Annotated in this window: 15 protein-coding genes; 7 read left to right on the forward strand and 8 right to left on the reverse strand. The window is 55.5% G+C overall.

Going from position 1 to position 17,053, the window contains the following annotated elements; translation table 11 throughout:
* Positions 1-423: 423 nt before the first annotated feature.
* Together BLT38_RS03600 and BLT38_RS20660 are read right to left on the reverse strand one after the other, a co-directional pair.
* Positions 424-1,905, reverse strand: a complete 1,482-nt coding sequence (locus BLT38_RS03600) for a phospholipase D-like domain-containing protein (RefSeq protein ID WP_197674926.1) — start codon at positions 1,903-1,905, stop codon at positions 424-426.
* Between the two features lie 384 nt (positions 1,906-2,289).
* On the reverse strand, positions 2,290-2,754 hold the full coding sequence (locus BLT38_RS20660) for a hypothetical protein (protein ID WP_083343954.1): 465 nt from the start codon (positions 2,752-2,754) through the stop codon (positions 2,290-2,292).
* A gap of 35 nt (positions 2,755-2,789) precedes the next feature.
* Here BLT38_RS20660 and BLT38_RS03610 point away from each other — a divergent pair, with 35 nt between their 5' ends.
* Positions 2,790-3,077 carry an MGMT family protein gene (locus BLT38_RS03610; RefSeq protein ID WP_231966716.1) on the forward strand — a complete coding sequence of 96 codons (288 nt, stop codon included), beginning with the start codon at positions 2,790-2,792 and terminating at the stop codon, positions 3,075-3,077.
* 67 nt (positions 3,078-3,144) lie between these two features.
* On the opposite strand, the gene BLT38_RS03615 is transcribed toward BLT38_RS03610, so the two are convergent.
* The 5 genes from BLT38_RS03615 to BLT38_RS03635 all read right to left on the reverse strand — a co-directional run bounded on the left by BLT38_RS03615 (position 3,145) and on the right by BLT38_RS03635 (position 7,542).
* On the reverse strand, positions 3,145-3,762 hold the full coding sequence (locus BLT38_RS03615) for an alpha-ketoglutarate-dependent dioxygenase AlkB (RefSeq protein WP_083343956.1): 618 nt from the start codon (positions 3,760-3,762) through the stop codon (positions 3,145-3,147).
* A gap of 38 nt (positions 3,763-3,800) precedes the next feature.
* Positions 3,801-4,142, reverse strand: coding sequence for a UBP-type zinc finger domain-containing protein (locus BLT38_RS03620; RefSeq protein ID WP_083343957.1), 342 nt, complete (start codon positions 4,140-4,142; stop codon positions 3,801-3,803).
* Positions 4,143-4,339: 197 nt separating this feature from the next.
* Positions 4,340-6,031: a GMC oxidoreductase gene (locus tag BLT38_RS03625; RefSeq protein WP_197674927.1), complete on the reverse strand. Its 1,692-nt coding sequence runs from the start codon at positions 6,029-6,031 to the stop codon at positions 4,340-4,342.
* On the reverse strand, positions 6,028-6,615 hold the full coding sequence (locus BLT38_RS03630; protein WP_083343959.1) for a gluconate 2-dehydrogenase subunit 3 family protein: 588 nt from the start codon (positions 6,613-6,615) through the stop codon (positions 6,028-6,030). The genes BLT38_RS03625 and BLT38_RS03630 overlap by 4 nt, the downstream gene beginning before the upstream one ends.
* Positions 6,616-6,663: 48 nt before the next feature.
* Positions 6,664-7,542 carry a hydroxypyruvate isomerase family protein gene (locus tag BLT38_RS03635; protein ID WP_083343960.1) on the reverse strand — a complete coding sequence of 293 codons (879 nt, stop codon included), beginning with the start codon at positions 7,540-7,542 and terminating at the stop codon, positions 6,664-6,666.
* Between the two features lie 252 nt (positions 7,543-7,794).
* Here BLT38_RS03635 and BLT38_RS03640 point away from each other — a divergent pair, with 252 nt between their 5' ends.
* From BLT38_RS03640 to BLT38_RS03650, 3 genes are all read left to right on the forward strand, one after another.
* On the forward strand, positions 7,795-9,588 hold the full coding sequence (locus BLT38_RS03640) for a CRTAC1 family protein (RefSeq protein WP_083343961.1): 1,794 nt from the start codon (positions 7,795-7,797) through the stop codon (positions 9,586-9,588).
* 79 nt (positions 9,589-9,667) lie between these two features.
* Positions 9,668-11,932 carry a tetratricopeptide repeat protein gene (locus BLT38_RS03645; RefSeq protein ID WP_231966717.1) on the forward strand — a complete coding sequence of 755 codons (2,265 nt, stop codon included), beginning with the start codon at positions 9,668-9,670 and terminating at the stop codon, positions 11,930-11,932.
* Between the two features lie 13 nt (positions 11,933-11,945).
* Entirely contained in the window at positions 11,946-12,308 is a 363-nt protein-coding gene (locus tag BLT38_RS03650; protein WP_083343962.1) for a c-type cytochrome, read from the forward strand.
* Positions 12,309-12,322: 14 nt separating this feature from the next.
* Here BLT38_RS03650 and BLT38_RS03655 read toward each other — a convergent pair whose 3' ends face one another.
* On the reverse strand, positions 12,323-12,904 hold the full coding sequence (locus BLT38_RS03655) for a hypothetical protein (RefSeq protein WP_172838132.1): 582 nt from the start codon (positions 12,902-12,904) through the stop codon (positions 12,323-12,325).
* A 36-nt stretch (positions 12,905-12,940) separates the two neighbouring features.
* On the opposite strand from BLT38_RS03655, the gene BLT38_RS03660 reads away from it, so the two are divergent.
* The 3 genes from BLT38_RS03660 to BLT38_RS03670 are packed head-to-tail and all read left to right on the forward strand — an operon-like array spanning position 12,941 to position 17,008.
* Positions 12,941-15,856, forward strand: a complete 2,916-nt coding sequence (locus BLT38_RS03660) for a sensor histidine kinase (protein WP_172838133.1) — start codon at positions 12,941-12,943, stop codon at positions 15,854-15,856.
* Positions 15,853-16,479 carry a response regulator gene (locus tag BLT38_RS03665; protein ID WP_083343965.1) on the forward strand — a complete coding sequence of 209 codons (627 nt, stop codon included), beginning with the start codon at positions 15,853-15,855 and terminating at the stop codon, positions 16,477-16,479. The genes BLT38_RS03660 and BLT38_RS03665 overlap by 4 nt, the downstream gene beginning before the upstream one ends.
* 52 nt (positions 16,480-16,531) lie before the next feature.
* Complete coding sequence (locus BLT38_RS03670; protein WP_231966718.1) at positions 16,532-17,008, forward strand: hypothetical protein; 477 nt, start codon at positions 16,532-16,534, stop codon at positions 17,006-17,008.
* Positions 17,009-17,053: the final 45 nt, after the last annotated feature.

Genomic DNA, 17,053 nt, shown 5'->3' on the forward strand with positions numbered 1-17,053 from the left:
GGCGATTGGGCACTAGTTCAGGTGCGTCAATGAGAGTAAACGCGTTTCTCAGAAGCAGCCGCTGCCGCGACTCCTGTTGGTCTTGATGCGCCTCATACCCACAGCGTCGATAAACCTGTCGATGTCGGTCATGGAGCAGACCAGAGTTCCGTCCGGCCTCTCGTAAGCAGACAGGGGCGCTCCAACTGCGATACAGTGATGAAACTATTCCCCGGCATCATGAGGCAAATCAAGATGAAGTGGATGCCATAAAAGCCTGGGTATCATGCCCTTTCCTGGGCACGGAAACCCTAACGCCGATCACCAACGCTCCGGCCTAGCTAGGGGCAAGATTGCAGCGCATGAGTTACGAAAACCGAGTCAATGGTTTTTGTGCGCTGCGCTTTGACATACAGTTTGCCTGCACGAACAACTAGGGATTTTTCAGGAGTGTCCCCAGAGCTTCCGGTCCATACAGTGGAGGTCATTGGGGTCGAAGTACGATCTCGTCCAGTGGTCGTTTGTATCGAGGAACCAAGCGGCACTGGCGGCGGCGTGGGCTAACGATGCAGGAGGTGTCTTCTTAACGTTGGTGGCCTTCGCACCCGCGGCCTCCGTCGCGTACTTGTCCAGGAAGTCGAAGTGGTCCACCAGTGCCAGGGCTTCGATCGCGAAACATTCGGCGATGTCGGAATCGTGAATGGTGATGAGATTGTCACCGTTCTTATGCTCGCCGCTATTCGCGAAATTGGATGAGCCGAGATACACGACGGGGTTCGGTCCGTTGATTCCGCAAACGATGAACTTGTGATGCACCTGATGATCTAGGCCGATGCTCGCAACCTGATTGAACGGAGGCGGCAACTGCGGCGAGCCCGGTTTACCCGTAACAAGCACGCCAGTTTTATTACGAGGGCTATACAACTGAATACCGTCCTTCGTGTCGGTGATGCCGTACGTGTATATGTCCTGGTTTTTATGGAGATCCTTGAGTTCGTTATAGACAGTGTTCTTTTCTCCGCTCAATTGCATGACTGCGAATAGGACATTACCAACGTAGGTGCGGCTGCTTTTCTCCTGCTGCACACGTTCTACGATTGCCTCAAGAATCTGATCGGCGTAGTCCTGAGTGTGTGGCGAAAAAGTGATTTCCGTCTGTGGTGTCTTCGCGGTCTTGATGGAGAATACGTTTTTGCCAAGGTCCGAATCTTCGAAGGCTGTCATCGAGACCTTATCTGTCCAAGCTTCTTCGAAGACCTTTGCATACTCTGAGGCCACCTTGGGATCGTTGAAGACTATGATGTGGTTCGAGTTCACATACAGGCCGTTCACCGAGAAATTCGTTGACCCACTTAGCACTTTGATCGGCTTGTTGTCTTTTGAGACGACCAAGACTTTGTCGTGGGCAAAACTGCCAAACTTGCCCCGCAGGATCGCTGCTCCTTTCTTAGCGGCTTTGTTGAACGCGGTCTCAAACTGATCCTCCGGTTTCGTACCTGCGGCATTGTGGTGGAGAGAGGCGTTGTCGAGGATGATTTGAATTCGGCCGACTTTGGCCAGCTTCAGCAGAATCGTGATCAAGTCCGGTTCGGTGAGATCGTATGCGAACATTTGGAGTGTTAAGGAGTCGTCCGCTAACACTTCGTTTGCGATCGCGAAAATCTTCTCTCTCGCGCTGTAGCCCAGCCATTTGTATTCGTCTTCGTAGGTGTACTGTTGTCCTTCTGCATTGGTGCCGGAAATCTCAGAGGTGTCGAAGATCAGGTCCTTACCTTTCGGACGGATCAAGGCCTTCTTCCCGAAGTGATTTAAAAACGCTTGAGATTGTACGAAGCCACGGGTGAAGCCTAACTCTACATCCCGCTTTACGAACGGGCCGACGTTTACTGTCACGTCCACGCTAAGTGTTGGATCGAGAGGTTTCATTGAGTTGTTTGAGTCGAAATATCGCGGCGTCACCGTGTAGGTGTAGGGACCTGTGAGGGGCTCTGTGCCTTGATGAAACGAACCCGGTACATCGAGCCAGCGAAACTTGCGGAACGGAGCATTGATCGAAGATCGAGCTGGCTGTGTAGCGTCCTGAGCATGGTCTGCAGGATGCTCAAACTGAAGATCGTTCAGCAGATAGTAAGGTGTATGTCCCTTCGGTTCGCACCGAATAGTGAACCCTGCAAGATTCTTCGCGGCCGCCTTGGTTGTGAAGTTGAACGCGAGCATCGTTTTGGCGTCACCGATGTACGCCTTGACTGAAAAAGATCCGTGGCTTGCAGTCTTGAAACTCATGATCGCGTCCTCCAACCGTCCTGATTCTTAGTGCGCCTCGCAATATAGCACTGGAAAGTTGAGCGTTAGATGAAATTTCTCTCTCAATCGAGTTTCTGTGGTGCTCGAATGCGATGGCTCAGAACGCACTTTGAAGGACAGGACGGCAACTCCGGGATCGTTGTTCTGTATGGGATTTAGCAGTCCGAAGTTGGCGTTGGAGACATCGTTGGACAGCAGTGTGGTGAAGTACGGATGATTGATCACATTGAATACATCCGAGCGCAATTGCCACCCAAGCGACTCATATAGGGCAAAGTGCTTGGCAATCGATATGTCTGTTGTGAGGAGTCGAGGGAAGCGGATATCCGTGATACGTGTGGAGCAATCGCGAATGTCATATGTGCTGAGGGCGGTGGACGGAAAGCCGATCGGTTGAGGATGGAATCGGTGAGGATATTGGACACGTGATGCACTGGTGCCGGACTTGCGATGGGGCAGGCGGTGCGACACGCTCAGACGAGCCCCGAGATCTTGCCTTCCAACGAATGATTTTGTCGATCCCATTCGGTAAGGTGAGTACCTATGGTGCAGTTGCTGCCGCTGCAGGATACCCTCGCTACCACCGTGCGGTGGCGCGACTACTGCACAACGCTCCAGTCGACCATTTGCCATGGCATCGTGTCGTCGGTGCGGGTGGCGAGATCAAGGTGCCAGGTGCGGGAGCAAGGGAACAACGCGTTCGGCTCAAACTTGAAGGTGTTGCGTTCGAGGGAAAGCGCATCGACATGGGGCGGTTTGAACATATATTCAAGCCGTGGGAAGTCTATGAATAGTCTTTGACTTGAAGTGATGTTGTTGGGCGTTGCATCTCCGAAAGGATGGTAGGTCGTACCGCACGTCTCAGATCACGTTGGCACGTGGAGTCTTGGCAAGAAAACGTTCGGAAAGCGTCCGAAATGTTATGGAATAACGCAGAGATTCCTGAGCTGGTACGCTGTGCTCCCAGAGCAATCGTGCTTCGCCTGAGAGGATGTAGATCGAGCGTGGTTCCAGATCGAAGGAGACCCTATCCCAACCGCCCTTTGTGGATCTGCGAAACCTCATTGTGGCCGGGCTAAGAAGTGAGATACCGGCGATGATTCCGAATTCAGGTTTGTCTTTGTGCCATCCGATCCCGGCGCCAGGCCTATATTCATTCACCCCGACCTGCTGAAACTGTTCCGAAGCCACGTTTGCGAAGGCCGCCACACGAGGAACAAGTTCTTGGATGAATCGGGGGAATGCCGGGGCAGGATCAACAGTTCGGCGTCCGAAGTCGTACTTCAAACCAAAACTGGTAACTCTGCGATTCCCCAAATGGCCTTGAAATTCGAATGGCCTCAAGTCCAACGCAGATAACTCTATTGCAAGATCCCTCTCTTCTTTAAAGGAAAGAAACTCCTTCCTATACCGGAATCCCGAGAGTGCTTCGTTCGCCGTCGGTTCGGTTTCTCCGAACAGTGCGACTTGTTTTTCCATCTTCCATTCCCTCAGAGTTCAGGGGCCTGTTCGGAGTGTTAGGGATTCAACAGATCTTGCCAGTTCCGAGGCACTCTGCCTTTCGGTCCTGGGACGCCTTGATGGACAGGATGGTGATCGGGGCGAGCTAAAAGAGGGCCTGCGATGGCTTGCTTCTTGGTGTAATCCCAGAACCAGTCCTCTCCGGGTTCGAAACTCTGCATGATTGGATGTCCTGTTGCTTCAAAGTGCTTCGTCGCATGCTGCTTCGGTGAGTTGTCACAGCAGCCGACGTGACCACATAAGGCACAGCGACGGAGGTGTAGCCACCATCCGCCTTCACGCTCACAATCGGCACAGCCTGGACCACTTGGAGGGACTTTCTCGTCGATTCCGTGCATGACTGACTCCTAGTTCGAATCGTAGCGGAGGATGCCGGATCGTTCTATTTGATTCCGGATGTGACGTTTCCGCAGCGCTCTCGACCTTCTTTTGGAGTCATCGAGAGCTACTGATCTCTTTCATTAACATTAGGTACACCGATCCGACCACCTCCTGGACGCTAGCGAAGAAATCTGCGCATGTCATGCACAGAGATTCAGAGTTCGCCCTTCTTCATCTGGGTCACAGCATAATCGCAGGCTCGCGCTGTCATAGCCATGTAAGTAAGCGACGGATTCTGACAGGCTGACGACGCCATGAATGAGCCGTCGGTCACAAACAGGTTGGGAACGTCATGTGCCTGATTGTGAGAATTCAGAACAGATGTTTTTGGATCGTGTCCCATGCGGGCGCTGCCCATCTCGTGAATACATTCGCCCGGTATTGAGGGAACGGTACTCATCACGATGTCTTTTACCCCGGTTGCTTCCAGCATTTCTGCGGCTGTAACTTGCGCATCTTTAAAGATTGCAAGTTCATTGGGGCCCCATCTGTGGTTGACCTTGATGGTTGGAATTCCCCACGCGTCTACCTTGTCGTGGTTGAGCTCCATATAGTTGCTGTGGTTGGGAAGGCATTCTCCCCAGGCACCGATGTTGATATGCCACGGGCCTGGATCCCGTAGTGCGTTTTTAAACTCGACCCCGAAGCCCGGCATGTCTGCGCCGCGCGACCAGGTTTCGCGGGCGGCGCGTCCTTGGAAGCCATACCCGCGCACAAAGTCTGGATGTTTGTCGTGAATGTTTCGAAAGCGGGGGATATAGATCCCATTGGGTCGATTGCCCAATTGCACGTGATCTTCAAAGCCGGGCAGCCTTCCACTCGCGCCGCTATGGAAGATGTGGTCCATCAGGTTATGTCCCAGTTCGCCGCTTGAATTTGCGAGTCCGTTTGGAAATTCGGAGGTAGCCGAGTTCATGAGGATGCGTGCCGATTCGAGCGTGGATGCGCATAGGAAGATCAGCTTCGCATGGAACTCCATCGTCTGGCGAGTGTCTGCATCGATGATGCGAACACCTGTGACGCGGCGTGTTGCCGGATCAAAGATCAAGCTGTGGACCACGCTCATGGGACGCAACGTTAGCTTGCCGGTGGCTTGTGCCGCAGGCAATGTGGAGTTGATGCTGCTGAAGTAGGACCGTGTAATACAGCCGTGATCGCACGGGCCGCACTGGTGGCATGCGTAGCGGCCCTTATGGTCTACCGTCAGGATCGCGGTCCGGCCAATCGTCACTTTGCGCTGTGGGAATTTCGCCTCGACTGCGTGCTTCATTGCAATCTCACCGCAGTTCATTTCAAAGGGAGGAAGAAACTTGCCGTCAGGCAGTTGCGGTAAGCCTTCGGCCTGTCCGCTGACGCCGATGAAATCTTCCACGTAGTCGTACCAGGGTTCAATATCCTTGTAGCGGATTGGCCAATCGACGCCATGCCCGTCCTTGCTGTTGGCTTCGAAGTCGATGTCGCTCCAGCGGTACGACTGCCGGCCCCACATCACGGAACGACCGCCCACATGGCGTCCACGCAGAAAGAGATAGGGTGCGTCCGCTGGTGTGGTGTATGGGTTGTCAACGTCGTTGACGAAGAACTTGGAGTTCCACTCGTCACCGATGTGGCGCTGCATGGGTTGGTAGACCTCTTCGTATTTACGATCGCGCAGCCCACGGAACTTTACTTCCCACACAGGCAGATGGTCGACGTAGTCGCGCTCGGGGATGATGGTCTGTCCTGCTTCGAGCACAAGCGTCTGCATGCCCTTTTCGGTAAGCTCTTTCGCAGCCCAGCCGCCGCTCATGCCGGAACCGATCACGATTGCATCAAAGGTATTCGTCTTCAAAGTGACTATGTTCACGAGCGGGCCTCCGAAAGTGGTGCGCATCCCGCATGCTTCGGCGGGATGATTGAGGCTCCAAGTTCTTTTAAGAAGCCAATCTCAGATGTGTAGTAACCCACGATCGTGAGGCGTTTCACGGTGTAGAAGAAGTTTGCGGGAGGTTGGGCAGACTTGGTCTTTTGCGCAAGTTTCGAAGTCCGCACGTACGCCATCGCTTCGTTGTCCCAGCCCTTCATCAGTTGCGTCTGCTGCGCGGCGGAGCATTGCACGAACGTTTTTCCGAACTGCTTCTGGCTTGCGGCATCCGCGTCGGCGATGCCCTGCAGAAACCGTTCGGTATCCGGCTTGTCATACCACTCGGTGAGCAACAGATCGATGAACTCATTCACCTTTGCACCCTTTGCGCCTGGTGTGGCTGTTTCCGGGATGATCAACTCGCTGATGGTTGTGATGGTTTCATTCTGATGCGCATTCAATGTTCTCAAGCCCACAGTGGGGCCGACTTCTGCCCGGGCTTGTTGAAGAGACTGGAGCATCTCCAATGGCAGTGAAGATACGACTGCTGCTGAGGTCAGCAGGCGGAGAACATCTCGTCGTTGCATGGATCGACTCCTTTTGATTTTGCGTAGTAGCTCAAAGCCGCACTGCTGCTACACATCGCAACGGTTGACCGCTTGCAGCAGGGCTGCGTACGGATCGCCAAGTGGTTTGAATTCGTGCGCAACGTAACCATTGAAACCAGTGGCTGCGATGCCGCGCATCACCCCATCCCACTGCACTTCCTGCATGTCATTGAGGTCGTTCCGGCCGGGAACGCCGCCGGTGTGAAAGTGACCGATCCACTTGATGTTCTTTGTGATGGTGGCGATCAGATCACCTTCCATGATTTGCATGTGATAGATGTCGTAAAGCAATTTGCAGCTGGGTGAGTTGACCTGCTCCATGACCTGCGCTCCCCACTCTGTATGGTCCGCCATGTAGTCCTTGTGGTTGACCTTACTATTGAGGAGTTCGAGGCACAGGGTGATGTTGGCGTCTTCCATCATGTGTTTGACTCGGTTGAGACCGATGATGGTGTTCTTTGCGCCTTCTTCATCAGACATACCGTTTCTGTTGCCGGAGAACGTGATGAGATTCGGTACGCCCGCTTTGACCGCGAGCGGGATGGTCTGGCGAAGAGCTGCTTCGATTGGCGCGTGATTTTCAGTCCTGTTCAGGCCATCCTTGATGGTTCCCGCGCCTGCGTAGCCCATGGCGCAGGTGAGCCCGTACTTCTTAGGGGTTTCGAAGTCTGCGGGCTGCAACAGGTCGATACCCTTCAGGCCGATGTGAGCGCCATAGCGGCAGAGTTCATCGACGGTAAGTCCGGGATAGGGTCCTTTACAAACCGATTGCCTGATTCGACCCTTGCGAACAATGGGAGCATCCTTATCCTCGACCTTCTGGCCTGACGACGAAGATGGGCTGGCGGCAAATGCTGCCGCAGCCAAGCCACTCTGGAGCATGGCCCGACGAGATACCAATGCCATAAAAACAACCTCGTTATTCGGTGTGGAAGATGCGTTCGTCTGCTGGCAACTTACCGGTGCCTGTTTGCGGCAGCTCGACACCTCTTTTGAGCTAAAAGACGGATTCGTCGTGTGGCGAACATCTTATCTGTCATTCAGTAAAACCGGCAAGAACCCGGATGCGCCGGTGGGTTTTGGGTCGTATGATGGCTCGTGATCGCGATGACCCCTATCAGGCTGGCAAAACTTGTCATTTCACTGACAGCGTTGTTTATGAGCGTTTCTCTTCTGTATGGCCAGAACCCACTGGAACAGCGGACGCAGAAATCACAGGAGGGTGCGCAGTCTCCCGCTCAGGGGGGTTCGAACACTGCAGGAGCCCACCCGCCTGTACTCGGCGCAGACAACCGGCCGATCACTCTCGGTGGCACGGTTCGCACCGGTCCAGTTCCGTACACGGATGTGACCGCGGCTGCGGGGCTTTCTGTGTGGAAGCATGTTTCAGGGCAGGACGAAAAGCGATACATCCTGGAGGTGGTCGGCTCTGGTGTCGCGCTATTCGACTACGACAACGATGGCTGGCTCGACATCTATCTGCCCAACGGTTCTACGCGAGCCGCGATGGAAGGTAAGGCGGAGGCTCCTCGCGCCGCACTATTCCACAACAATCATGACGGTACCTTCGAAGATGTAACGGATAAGGCCGGCGTGGCCAACGGGCGGTGGGCATTCGGCGCAGTTGCCGGAGATTTTGATAATGATGGCTGGCCGGACTTGTATGTCACGAACTTTGGCAAGAACCGGCTCTATCGCAATAATCACGACGGCACGTTCGTCGATGTTGCAGAGAAGGCCGGAGTGGCCCTGGGCGGCTGGTCCACAGGAGCGACCTGGGGCGACTATGACGGCGACGGCAAGCTGGACCTGTTCGTGCCGGGCTATGTGAAAGTCGATCTGAAGAATCTGCCAGAAGCTGCACCGGGCGCAGCCAGTCTCGCCTACTGTTCGTTTCGCGGAGTGCCTGAATACTGCGGCCCGAGAGGCCTTCCGGGGGAGTCTGATCATCTGTTTCACAACAAGGGCGACGGTACTTTCGAAGACGTCAGCGCCAAGGCAGGGGTAGCCGACAACCCGGGATACTACGGCCTGGCCTCCGCATTCGTCGATGTAAACAATGACGGCAAGCTTGACCTGCTGGTGGCGAACGACTCCACGCCAAACTACCTTTACCTAAATAAAGGCAACGGCACTTTTGAAGATGTGAGTTACGCCTCCGGTTATGCACTCAACAAGGATGGAAGAGAGACAGCTTCCATGGGAATAGGGATTGGCGACTACCGCAACAATGGACTCGTCGATATCTTCAACACGACCTTCTCCGATGACTACAAGCCCCTCTACCGAAACGATGGTGATGCGAACTTCACTGACGTGAGCTACGAGTTACATATCGCGGAGGGCACCATCCCGTTCCTTGGCTGGGGAACGGTGTTTCTCGACTATGACAATGACGGCTGGAAAGACCTGGCCTTCGTCAATGGCCACGTGTACCGCGATGCAGATAAACAGCCCTGGGGAACAAGCTGGGCGGAGCGCATGCTGCTGTTTCGGAACGTGCAGGGCAAGCTGGAACCCGTTCCCGCTGTGGAAGGCACGGCGCTTGCGATGCCCCGCGCCTCGCGTGGACTAGCTGTTGGCGATTTGTTCAATACAGGACGGCTCGACCTGGTAATCAACAATATGGATGAGTCTCCGACGCTGTTGCGGAATGCTTCTAAGGGGCAGAATCACTGGGTCAGTTTCCACCTTGTCGGTGGCCCGAAGAGCCCACGCGATGCCACGGGCGCGGTCGTCTACCTGCAGGCTGGTGGCATACGCCAACGCGCCGATGTGGTAGCAGGCGGAAGCTTTGCCTCGAGTTCGGACCCACGTCCTCACTTCGGTCTGGGCTCAGTCAGCCACATCGATTCCGTTGAGGTGCACTGGCCCAGTGGAGCTGTCGAGAAGTTGAGAGTGCCCGGCCCGGACCGTATGTATACGGTCGTAGAAGGCCACGGTGTTCAATAGTGCTGTTTGCAATTAGATGCTTCGCAGACTGACAGTTTGCATTCGTCTGGCATACCATGTTGTGCACGTCAGGACGTCTATGTCTTCCTATCGTTTCACGCGTGTCTCGATCGGCTTTTTTCTGCTTTCCATGGCGCTTGCCGTGGGCAGCTTTGTTGTACGAAATACTGTTCACGCGGCAACAGACGATGACACGCACAAGGCGGCACGCACGGCTTACAACGATAAGATTGCGGCGACATACAACTATCGTTATGGCAAGGATCATCCGTTCACGCCGTCGAACATGACCACGGATAACGGCGAATTCATCGATCCCAAGGACTTTCCCACGGCACAGTACTGCGGCCATTGTCATCAGGCTGCGCACCAGCAGTGGCGTGAGTCGGCCCACTCGAATTCCAACCGCGTGCCTTGGTATCTGAAGAACGTCGGGCTGCTGAACGAGGAAAAGGGAATCGAGTTTTCGCGACACTGCGAAGGTTGCCATGATCCAATCGCCATGGTCGCGGGAGCACTGACGCAGGCCGGACCGAAGAAGCGGCCATATGACGCCGACGGTATCACCTGCTCCGTCTGTCACAGTATGCAGAAGAATGATCTGCGCGGAACGGGCAGTTACGTTCTGGCAGTGCCTGCAGTACTAGTCGATGAAACTGGTGAACCCATTCATCGCAAGGTTTCCGACCTGGAGATTCTTTCGCATCTCGACCGTCATTCCGCTGCCGTGATGAAGCCGTTCTACAGGACCAGCGAGTTTTGTGCGAGCTGTCACAAGGCCGCGCTGCCGCATGAGTTGAACGACTACAAATGGCAGCGCGCGATGACGCCATATGACGAGTGGCAAAACTCGAGCTTTGCGAAACAGTCTCCGTTGCCGTTCTATGTAAAACCGGCGGTCTCCACATGCGAGACGTGCCACATGCCCCGCGAGGCTTTAACGGGCAAGGGCGACCCCGGTGCGAAGAACGGCCAGCTTGCCAGTCATCGCTGGCTTGGAGCGAATTCGCTGATTCCGGCCTATTACGGATATGAGGAACAGGCAAAACGCGTTCGAGAGTTCCTAGCGAATAGCGTCTTCAACGTAGATATCTTTTCCCTTGAGCGCGATGGCGAAAACGGCCAGCCCAACAGGATCATTGCGCCACTGGGCACTGTTTCCTACGCGGTAGCTCCGGGTGAAAAGCTAACAGTCACGGTTGTGATTCAGAACAAGGGCGCTGCACATTCCCACGTTCCCGAACAGCGCGACATGTACGAAAGCTGGACGGCGTTCACGGTGAAGGACAGCAATGGTAAGTTGATCGGTCAAAGCGGCAACCTGCAGCCTTCCGGCGATCTTGATCCTGCGGCACACAGCTTCACGAACCGGCTGATCAACAAGGAAGGAACGCTCAATGGCCAGCATGAAGTCTGGAACAATCGAGTTGTTGCTTACAACAACACGATTCAGAGCGGCCGATCGCAACTTGTGCGTTACAGCTTCACCATTCCCAAGGACTGCACTGGATCGATCACCATTACGGCTGCGGTCAGGTATCGCCGCTTCGATCAGCAATTCATCAATTTCGCACTGAAGTCGAACTACCAGCAGCCGGTGCTCGACATGGTGACGGCAACGCGAACCATCAACATCGGCAAGACCTTACCCTCTACACCCGACGCTGCCGAGAATCCTGTCTGGATGCGCTGGAACAACTACGGCATCGGCCTGTTGGATGCACAACAGTACGCAGCGAGCGTCAGCGCGTTCGAGCAAGTGGCGAAACTACGGCCGGACTATGCGGATGCCTATACCAACGTGGCCATCGCAGACATCCAGTGGGAAAGATACGCGGAAGCACTTCCGAGCTTGAACAAAGCCCTGGCGCTGTCTCCTGACAATGCTCGCGCGCTCTACTACCTTGCTCTGATTCAGAGGAACGAAGGGCAGGTGGATGAAGCCATTGTCAATCTGCGGAAGGTGGCGCAACAGTTCCCACGATCCCGCGATGCTCATCGTGAACTTGGCTTCAGCCTTTACCAAAAACAGCGTTACGCGGAGGCGAGGACCGAGTACGAGGCGGTCCAGTCGATCGATCCAGATGACCTTGCGGCTCACTACAACTTGTCGATCATCTATCGCCGACTTGGATTGAAGGAGGCGGCCAACAGGCAGGCGGCCTACTTCGCAGATCAGAAGGACGACCCCACGGCGAGTACCTTTGCGTTGGAGTACTTGCGAAAGCACGGCGACATTGCGCAGGAATCCGTGCCATGGCATACCCATGACCTGGATGCACACGGCAAAGCTTCAGCGGGTGAACTTACAACGAGCATGTTGCCGTCGCAGCAACAGCCTTGATGGTTGAGGATCAATGACACGCCACAGACCTACTCCTCAGCTTGCCTTCATACTGCTCTTCGCCATGTTTCTTTTGACGGCGCAACGGTCGTTCGCCCTCGATCCTCAGAGTGAAGCAGTGAAGGCGGGCGCTGTGCTCTTTGGTAAATCGGGGTGCACGTACTGTCACGGCCCTGCCGGAGCGGGAACCGAACGAGCGCCGTCGCTACGCGGTGTGTCGAGCCGACGGAGTGACGAGCAGATTCGGCATCAGATCCATGATGGAGGCCAGATGATGCCGCCCTTTGGTGAAGCGCTTACCGAGGATGAGATTGCGCAGCTCTCGGCCTTTCTACAAGCGAAAGATGCATGGGATCTGGTGCCTCCGTCTAAGTGACTGCGGAAGGCATCTCAATGCGTCGCGGTCGCTACGGAAATGCTGACCCAGCTACGCCCCAGGTAGAGCTTCAGTCCACCTGCAGGACCGCTCAGCAGTTGTAGGGGACGAGGTCGCGGCATGCTTTGGTCCAGATTGGTATCTGCCTGTAGGAGTGTGTGACCTCCCACGTCGGTGACGATGAACTTGCCGTTGACCACTCCGGCGCCGTAAGCGCCCGGACCCAGGGGCCTGTCACCGATCATCAGAGTGCTTTCCGTGATCAGGTACATCTGATAAATCTCCTGCACGCTGCTGGCGTAGCCGCTGGTATCGACCATTGCCACGAGCAGATATCCGTCTGGGGTGAACCTCGCACCGGCGGAGTTGCGCAGTTGAATGGGGGCGCTCTGGCCTCGGTAATAAACAGTGGCAGGCATCAAGTGCTCCACCTGTGCAGGCGTTAGCAACGTCGGTGCCGGATCGCTCGGCGTTGGGGACGTGGTGGCGCTCTGTAACCGGCTGTCTGCTGGGCCAGATTTTGCATGGATTGCAGGCGCAACAGCCAGCATGAAAGAGACGGTAGCGACGGAGAATGCATTTGCCAGATGACCCATTGCCATCCTTTATCGCATGGAGAAGGCTTGGTTTGCATGGATGGCTTGCACTCTCTGTTGCGCGAGTTCGGCGTGCGGCCTAATCTACTCCGTATGCCCGGCAGAACCGCGCTGACGCGCGCAACCCGCCAAGTTGCAAGCCAACTCCTACCGGCTTGTCTTGTTGCGGTGTTGCTGAGCATGCTGGCCGCAGCGCAGGACCTAAGGTATCTGCGACACGGTAGCTGGTCTACGGAAAATGGGCTTCCGCAAGACAGCGTTCATCAGGTTCTGCAAACAAAGGATGGCTTCCTCTGGATTGCTACGGAGGACGGCATCGCACGTTTTGATGGCGTGGTGTTCAAAGTTTTCAAGCACGATAACGAGCCGACGTTTGCAAGCAATGACGCGTGCTGCCTTGCGGAAGGATCTTCCGGCGATCTCTGGGTAGGAACCAATGATGGTTTGTTGCGGTTGCGACGGGGTGTTTTCAAACGCTTTAGTGAGAAAGACGGCCTTCCGTCGGCCGGCATCCTCGAACTGCAGGTAACAGATGCCGGCGATCTGCTGGTACAAACGGCGTCCGGCTTAGTCGTACAGAGCGGGGAACGTTTTCTGCCACGCGTTGGCAAAATCTCTGACAACACGGGCATTGTTCATCCAGTTGTGAAGGGCCCTCTTGGAGAAGTCTGGGCTATGTCCGGGACGGACGTAAAGCTGACGACGCCGACAGCGACTCGGGAATGGACCATGTCAAACGGTCTGCCGGGTACACGCGTTGTGTCGCTCTTTGTAGATCGTGAGCGCAATGCATGGGTAGGCACCAACGATGGTCTCGCTGTCATCAAGCATGGGGCAGACCACCCGGAAAGTATTGCTTCGTTACGTGGCAACTCGGTCCAGCAGACCTATCAGGATCGCGAAGGTAACTATTGGATCGGAACAGAATCCACAGGCCTGCATCTGCTGCACACGGAAGTTTTTCGTGAGGCTGCGGGACTTGCAGACCAGACGCTGACATCCATTGTTCAGGGAAGCAATGGAGGTATATGGGTAGGCACCCGGAATGAAGGTCTTCGCCGTATCCGTGATGGTCGCGTTGACAATCCGGTGCGTGCGGACTCTCTCACCAGCCGTTTCATTCTTGCGCTGGCACCCGGACGCTCCGGTGATGTCTGGGTGGGCACGCCGGACGGGTTAAATCACGTCGATGCTACCGGCAAGGTGCAGCGTTTCACATCAGCGGACCTGCTACCGGATGACTACATTCGCGCCTTAACAACTGGATCGGACGGAGCCATCTGGGTTGGCACGCGCAAAGGCCTCCTGCGCTTGAAGGGAACCAACGCAAAGGTCTTTACAAGTGCTGACGGATTAGGCTCGGACCTGATCGGAGCTTTGCTCTCCGCCAGTAACGGGGACTTGTGGGTAAGCACTTCCGGAGGTCTTTCAAAGCTGGCTTCAAATGGTCGATTGATCAACTACGCGACCAAAGACGGCCTACGATCTCCTCTTGTGTCAGCGCTTGCAGAGTCTCCTGCCGGAACAGTGTGGGCAGGCACCACCGACGGAAACATAAGCCGCGTAAAAGATAACCACGTCTCAACCGTGCAAAGCTCATCGTTGCTCGTGGGCAAGATCTCGGCTTTGCTTGCCGATCTGGCCGGGTTTATGTGGATACGCGGCGAACACGCCCTGTTGCGTGTTGCCGTTGCTGACCTGAACAGATGCATTGACAGAGGAGGGCGCTGTGTTCTGCCGTTGAATCGGTACACCAAGGCGGATGGCCTCCCAGGTTCGGAAATTGTTGCTGGCGGATCGCCATTACTTTGGCAGATGCAGGACGGCGAGGTCTGGTCGGCAACGCAGAAAGGCGCGGCAATTGCCAATGGCCAACCCATTGCAGTCACACAATCGTTCCCCGTCGTCATCGACCGGATGTTGGTGGATGGTACGGAGCAGAGTCTGCAGCAGGAGGCGTTGACTCTCGGCCCTGGCGATACGCGTGTCGACATTGAATATGCGGGACTACGTCTGGCTTCGCCGCTCCGGGTCGAGTATCGCTACCGACTCGAAGGATTTGATCGGGATTGGATAGTCGCAGGCACGCGACGAACGGCTACCTACACCAATCTGCCACCACGGATGTATACCTTTTACGTGGAAGCCAGGGCCAGTGACGGCACATGGCTTCGGTCGCCAGCGATCTTGCCGTTCCGTGTCACACCACCTGTCTACAGACGTTGGTGGTTCATACTTTCAGCCTTTCTTCTCGCCACGGCCGCCGCCGTTTCACTGTACCGTCTAAGGCTTCGCAGGCTGCGGCGGGAGTTCGAGGCTGTGCTGGGCGAACGCAACCGGATTGCCCGTGAAATACACGACACCCTGGCGCAGGATTTTGTCGGTATCGCACTGCAGCTTGATCTCGTTTCGCAGTTCCTTGCAGGCGGTGAGCCTGCGTCTGCCCAGCGGCAGGTACAGTCAACGCGGAAACTCGTGATGCAGGGGCTTGCCGAAGCACGGCGAAGCATCTGGGATTTACGCGCAATCAGCAGCAAGGATAGTTTGCCGACGCGTCTGGCTGCGCTGGTCGATCGATATTCGGGACCGTCCCTCGCTATCAAGCTTCAGGTGGGTGGTGCCTATCGCCAACTTCCCCTCCGAGTTGAAGAGGAAGTGTTACGCATCGCACAGGAGGCGCTATCGAACATCCAACGGCATTCTGGTGCCGAAACCGCAGACGTTCAATTGCATTTCGAAACGAATATCCTGATGATGGCTGTCAGAGATCAGGGGTGTGGTTTCAGCGTTGACGAGCAGAAGGCGTTCTTGCAAGGGCACTTTGGCGTAAGCGGCATGCGTGAACGTGCAGCGGCCATAGGAGCAACACTTCTCGTAGAAAGCGAAGTTGGCCAGGGGACAACCGTAACGCTACGCGCCAACATCGCAGGAGAAGAGGGGAGACGGTCATGAACACAAAGATTCGGCTCATGGTTGTCGAGGATCATCATGTCGTGCGCGAAGGTCTCGTCGCACTCTTGTCTTCCGTCGAAGAGATCGAAGTGGTTGCTTCCGTCAGCGATGGTGATAAGGCCGTAACAAGCTTCTCCTCGCTGCATCCTGATGTAACCCTGATGGATCTGCAACTGCCAGGCATGGGCGGCGCGGAGGCGACGCGAAAGATTCGTGAACAGGCACCAGACGCACGTGTCGTTGTGCTGACCACTTACGATGGCGATGAAGATATCTTCCGGGCGCTGCAGGCTGGCGCGTGCGGCTATCTTCTGAAAGGCATGCCGTTTGATGAGTTGGTGCAAGCCATTTACGCCGTACATCGTGGCGAGTCGCGCATTCCTTCGAAGATCGCCGACAAACTTGCGGAACGCAGCAAAGGCGAACAACTTACGCCGCGAGAGATTCACGTGCTGGAGCGTATTGTCGCTGGCAGAGCGAACAAAGACATCGCATCCGACCTGTCTATTTCAGAGGCAACTGTGAAGACCCACGTAAACAACCTGCTTGCCAAGCTCGGCGTAGTCGATAGAACGCAGGCGGCAACGGCTGCATTACAACGCGGTTTCGCCCGTTTAAGGTAAAACGATGTTTGCATGCCGTGCCTGGATCTGTTCTCTGATACTCGTGCTTGTGATGCCGTTCAACCGCGCCGAAACCGGGCCCATCTGGCGCGCCGCAAGTTCGTCGGAACTTGAGGCATTTCTTCCAGCACGTGCTCCGGTGGATAAGGAGCACATTGAGACGGAACTGCGAACTGCAACAGGCATAACGGATGGACACGGCCGTACCGTTGCCGCGGTTGTCCTGATCACCGCTGGCTATGCGGCAGAGGGACGTTATTCGCATTACCTGCTTACTCAAACCACACTTCGCGTGGGTGACACGCTCGTATTGAAGCCCGGAGCGTATGTGATGGGTTGGACACGTGTGGCAGAGGGATTAAACGTGCATGTGTACGACGCCCAAACCGGAGCAGAATTGGGAGCAGTGCTCGCTCATCCATATGCAACCAAGGTTCGCGTTGAACCAATTCATATCTGGCCGCCTGCTGAGAACAGCCTCATCCAGATTGGCCGCTACTATCTGACCTACCATCTTTCTGAAGGCTGACGGCCGCACCGGATGGTAAGTTCCGCTTCGACACTTTACTGCAAC

The organism is Terriglobus roseus (genome assembly GCF_900102185.1).
GTDB lineage: Bacteria > Acidobacteriota > Terriglobia > Terriglobales > Acidobacteriaceae > Terriglobus > Terriglobus roseus_A.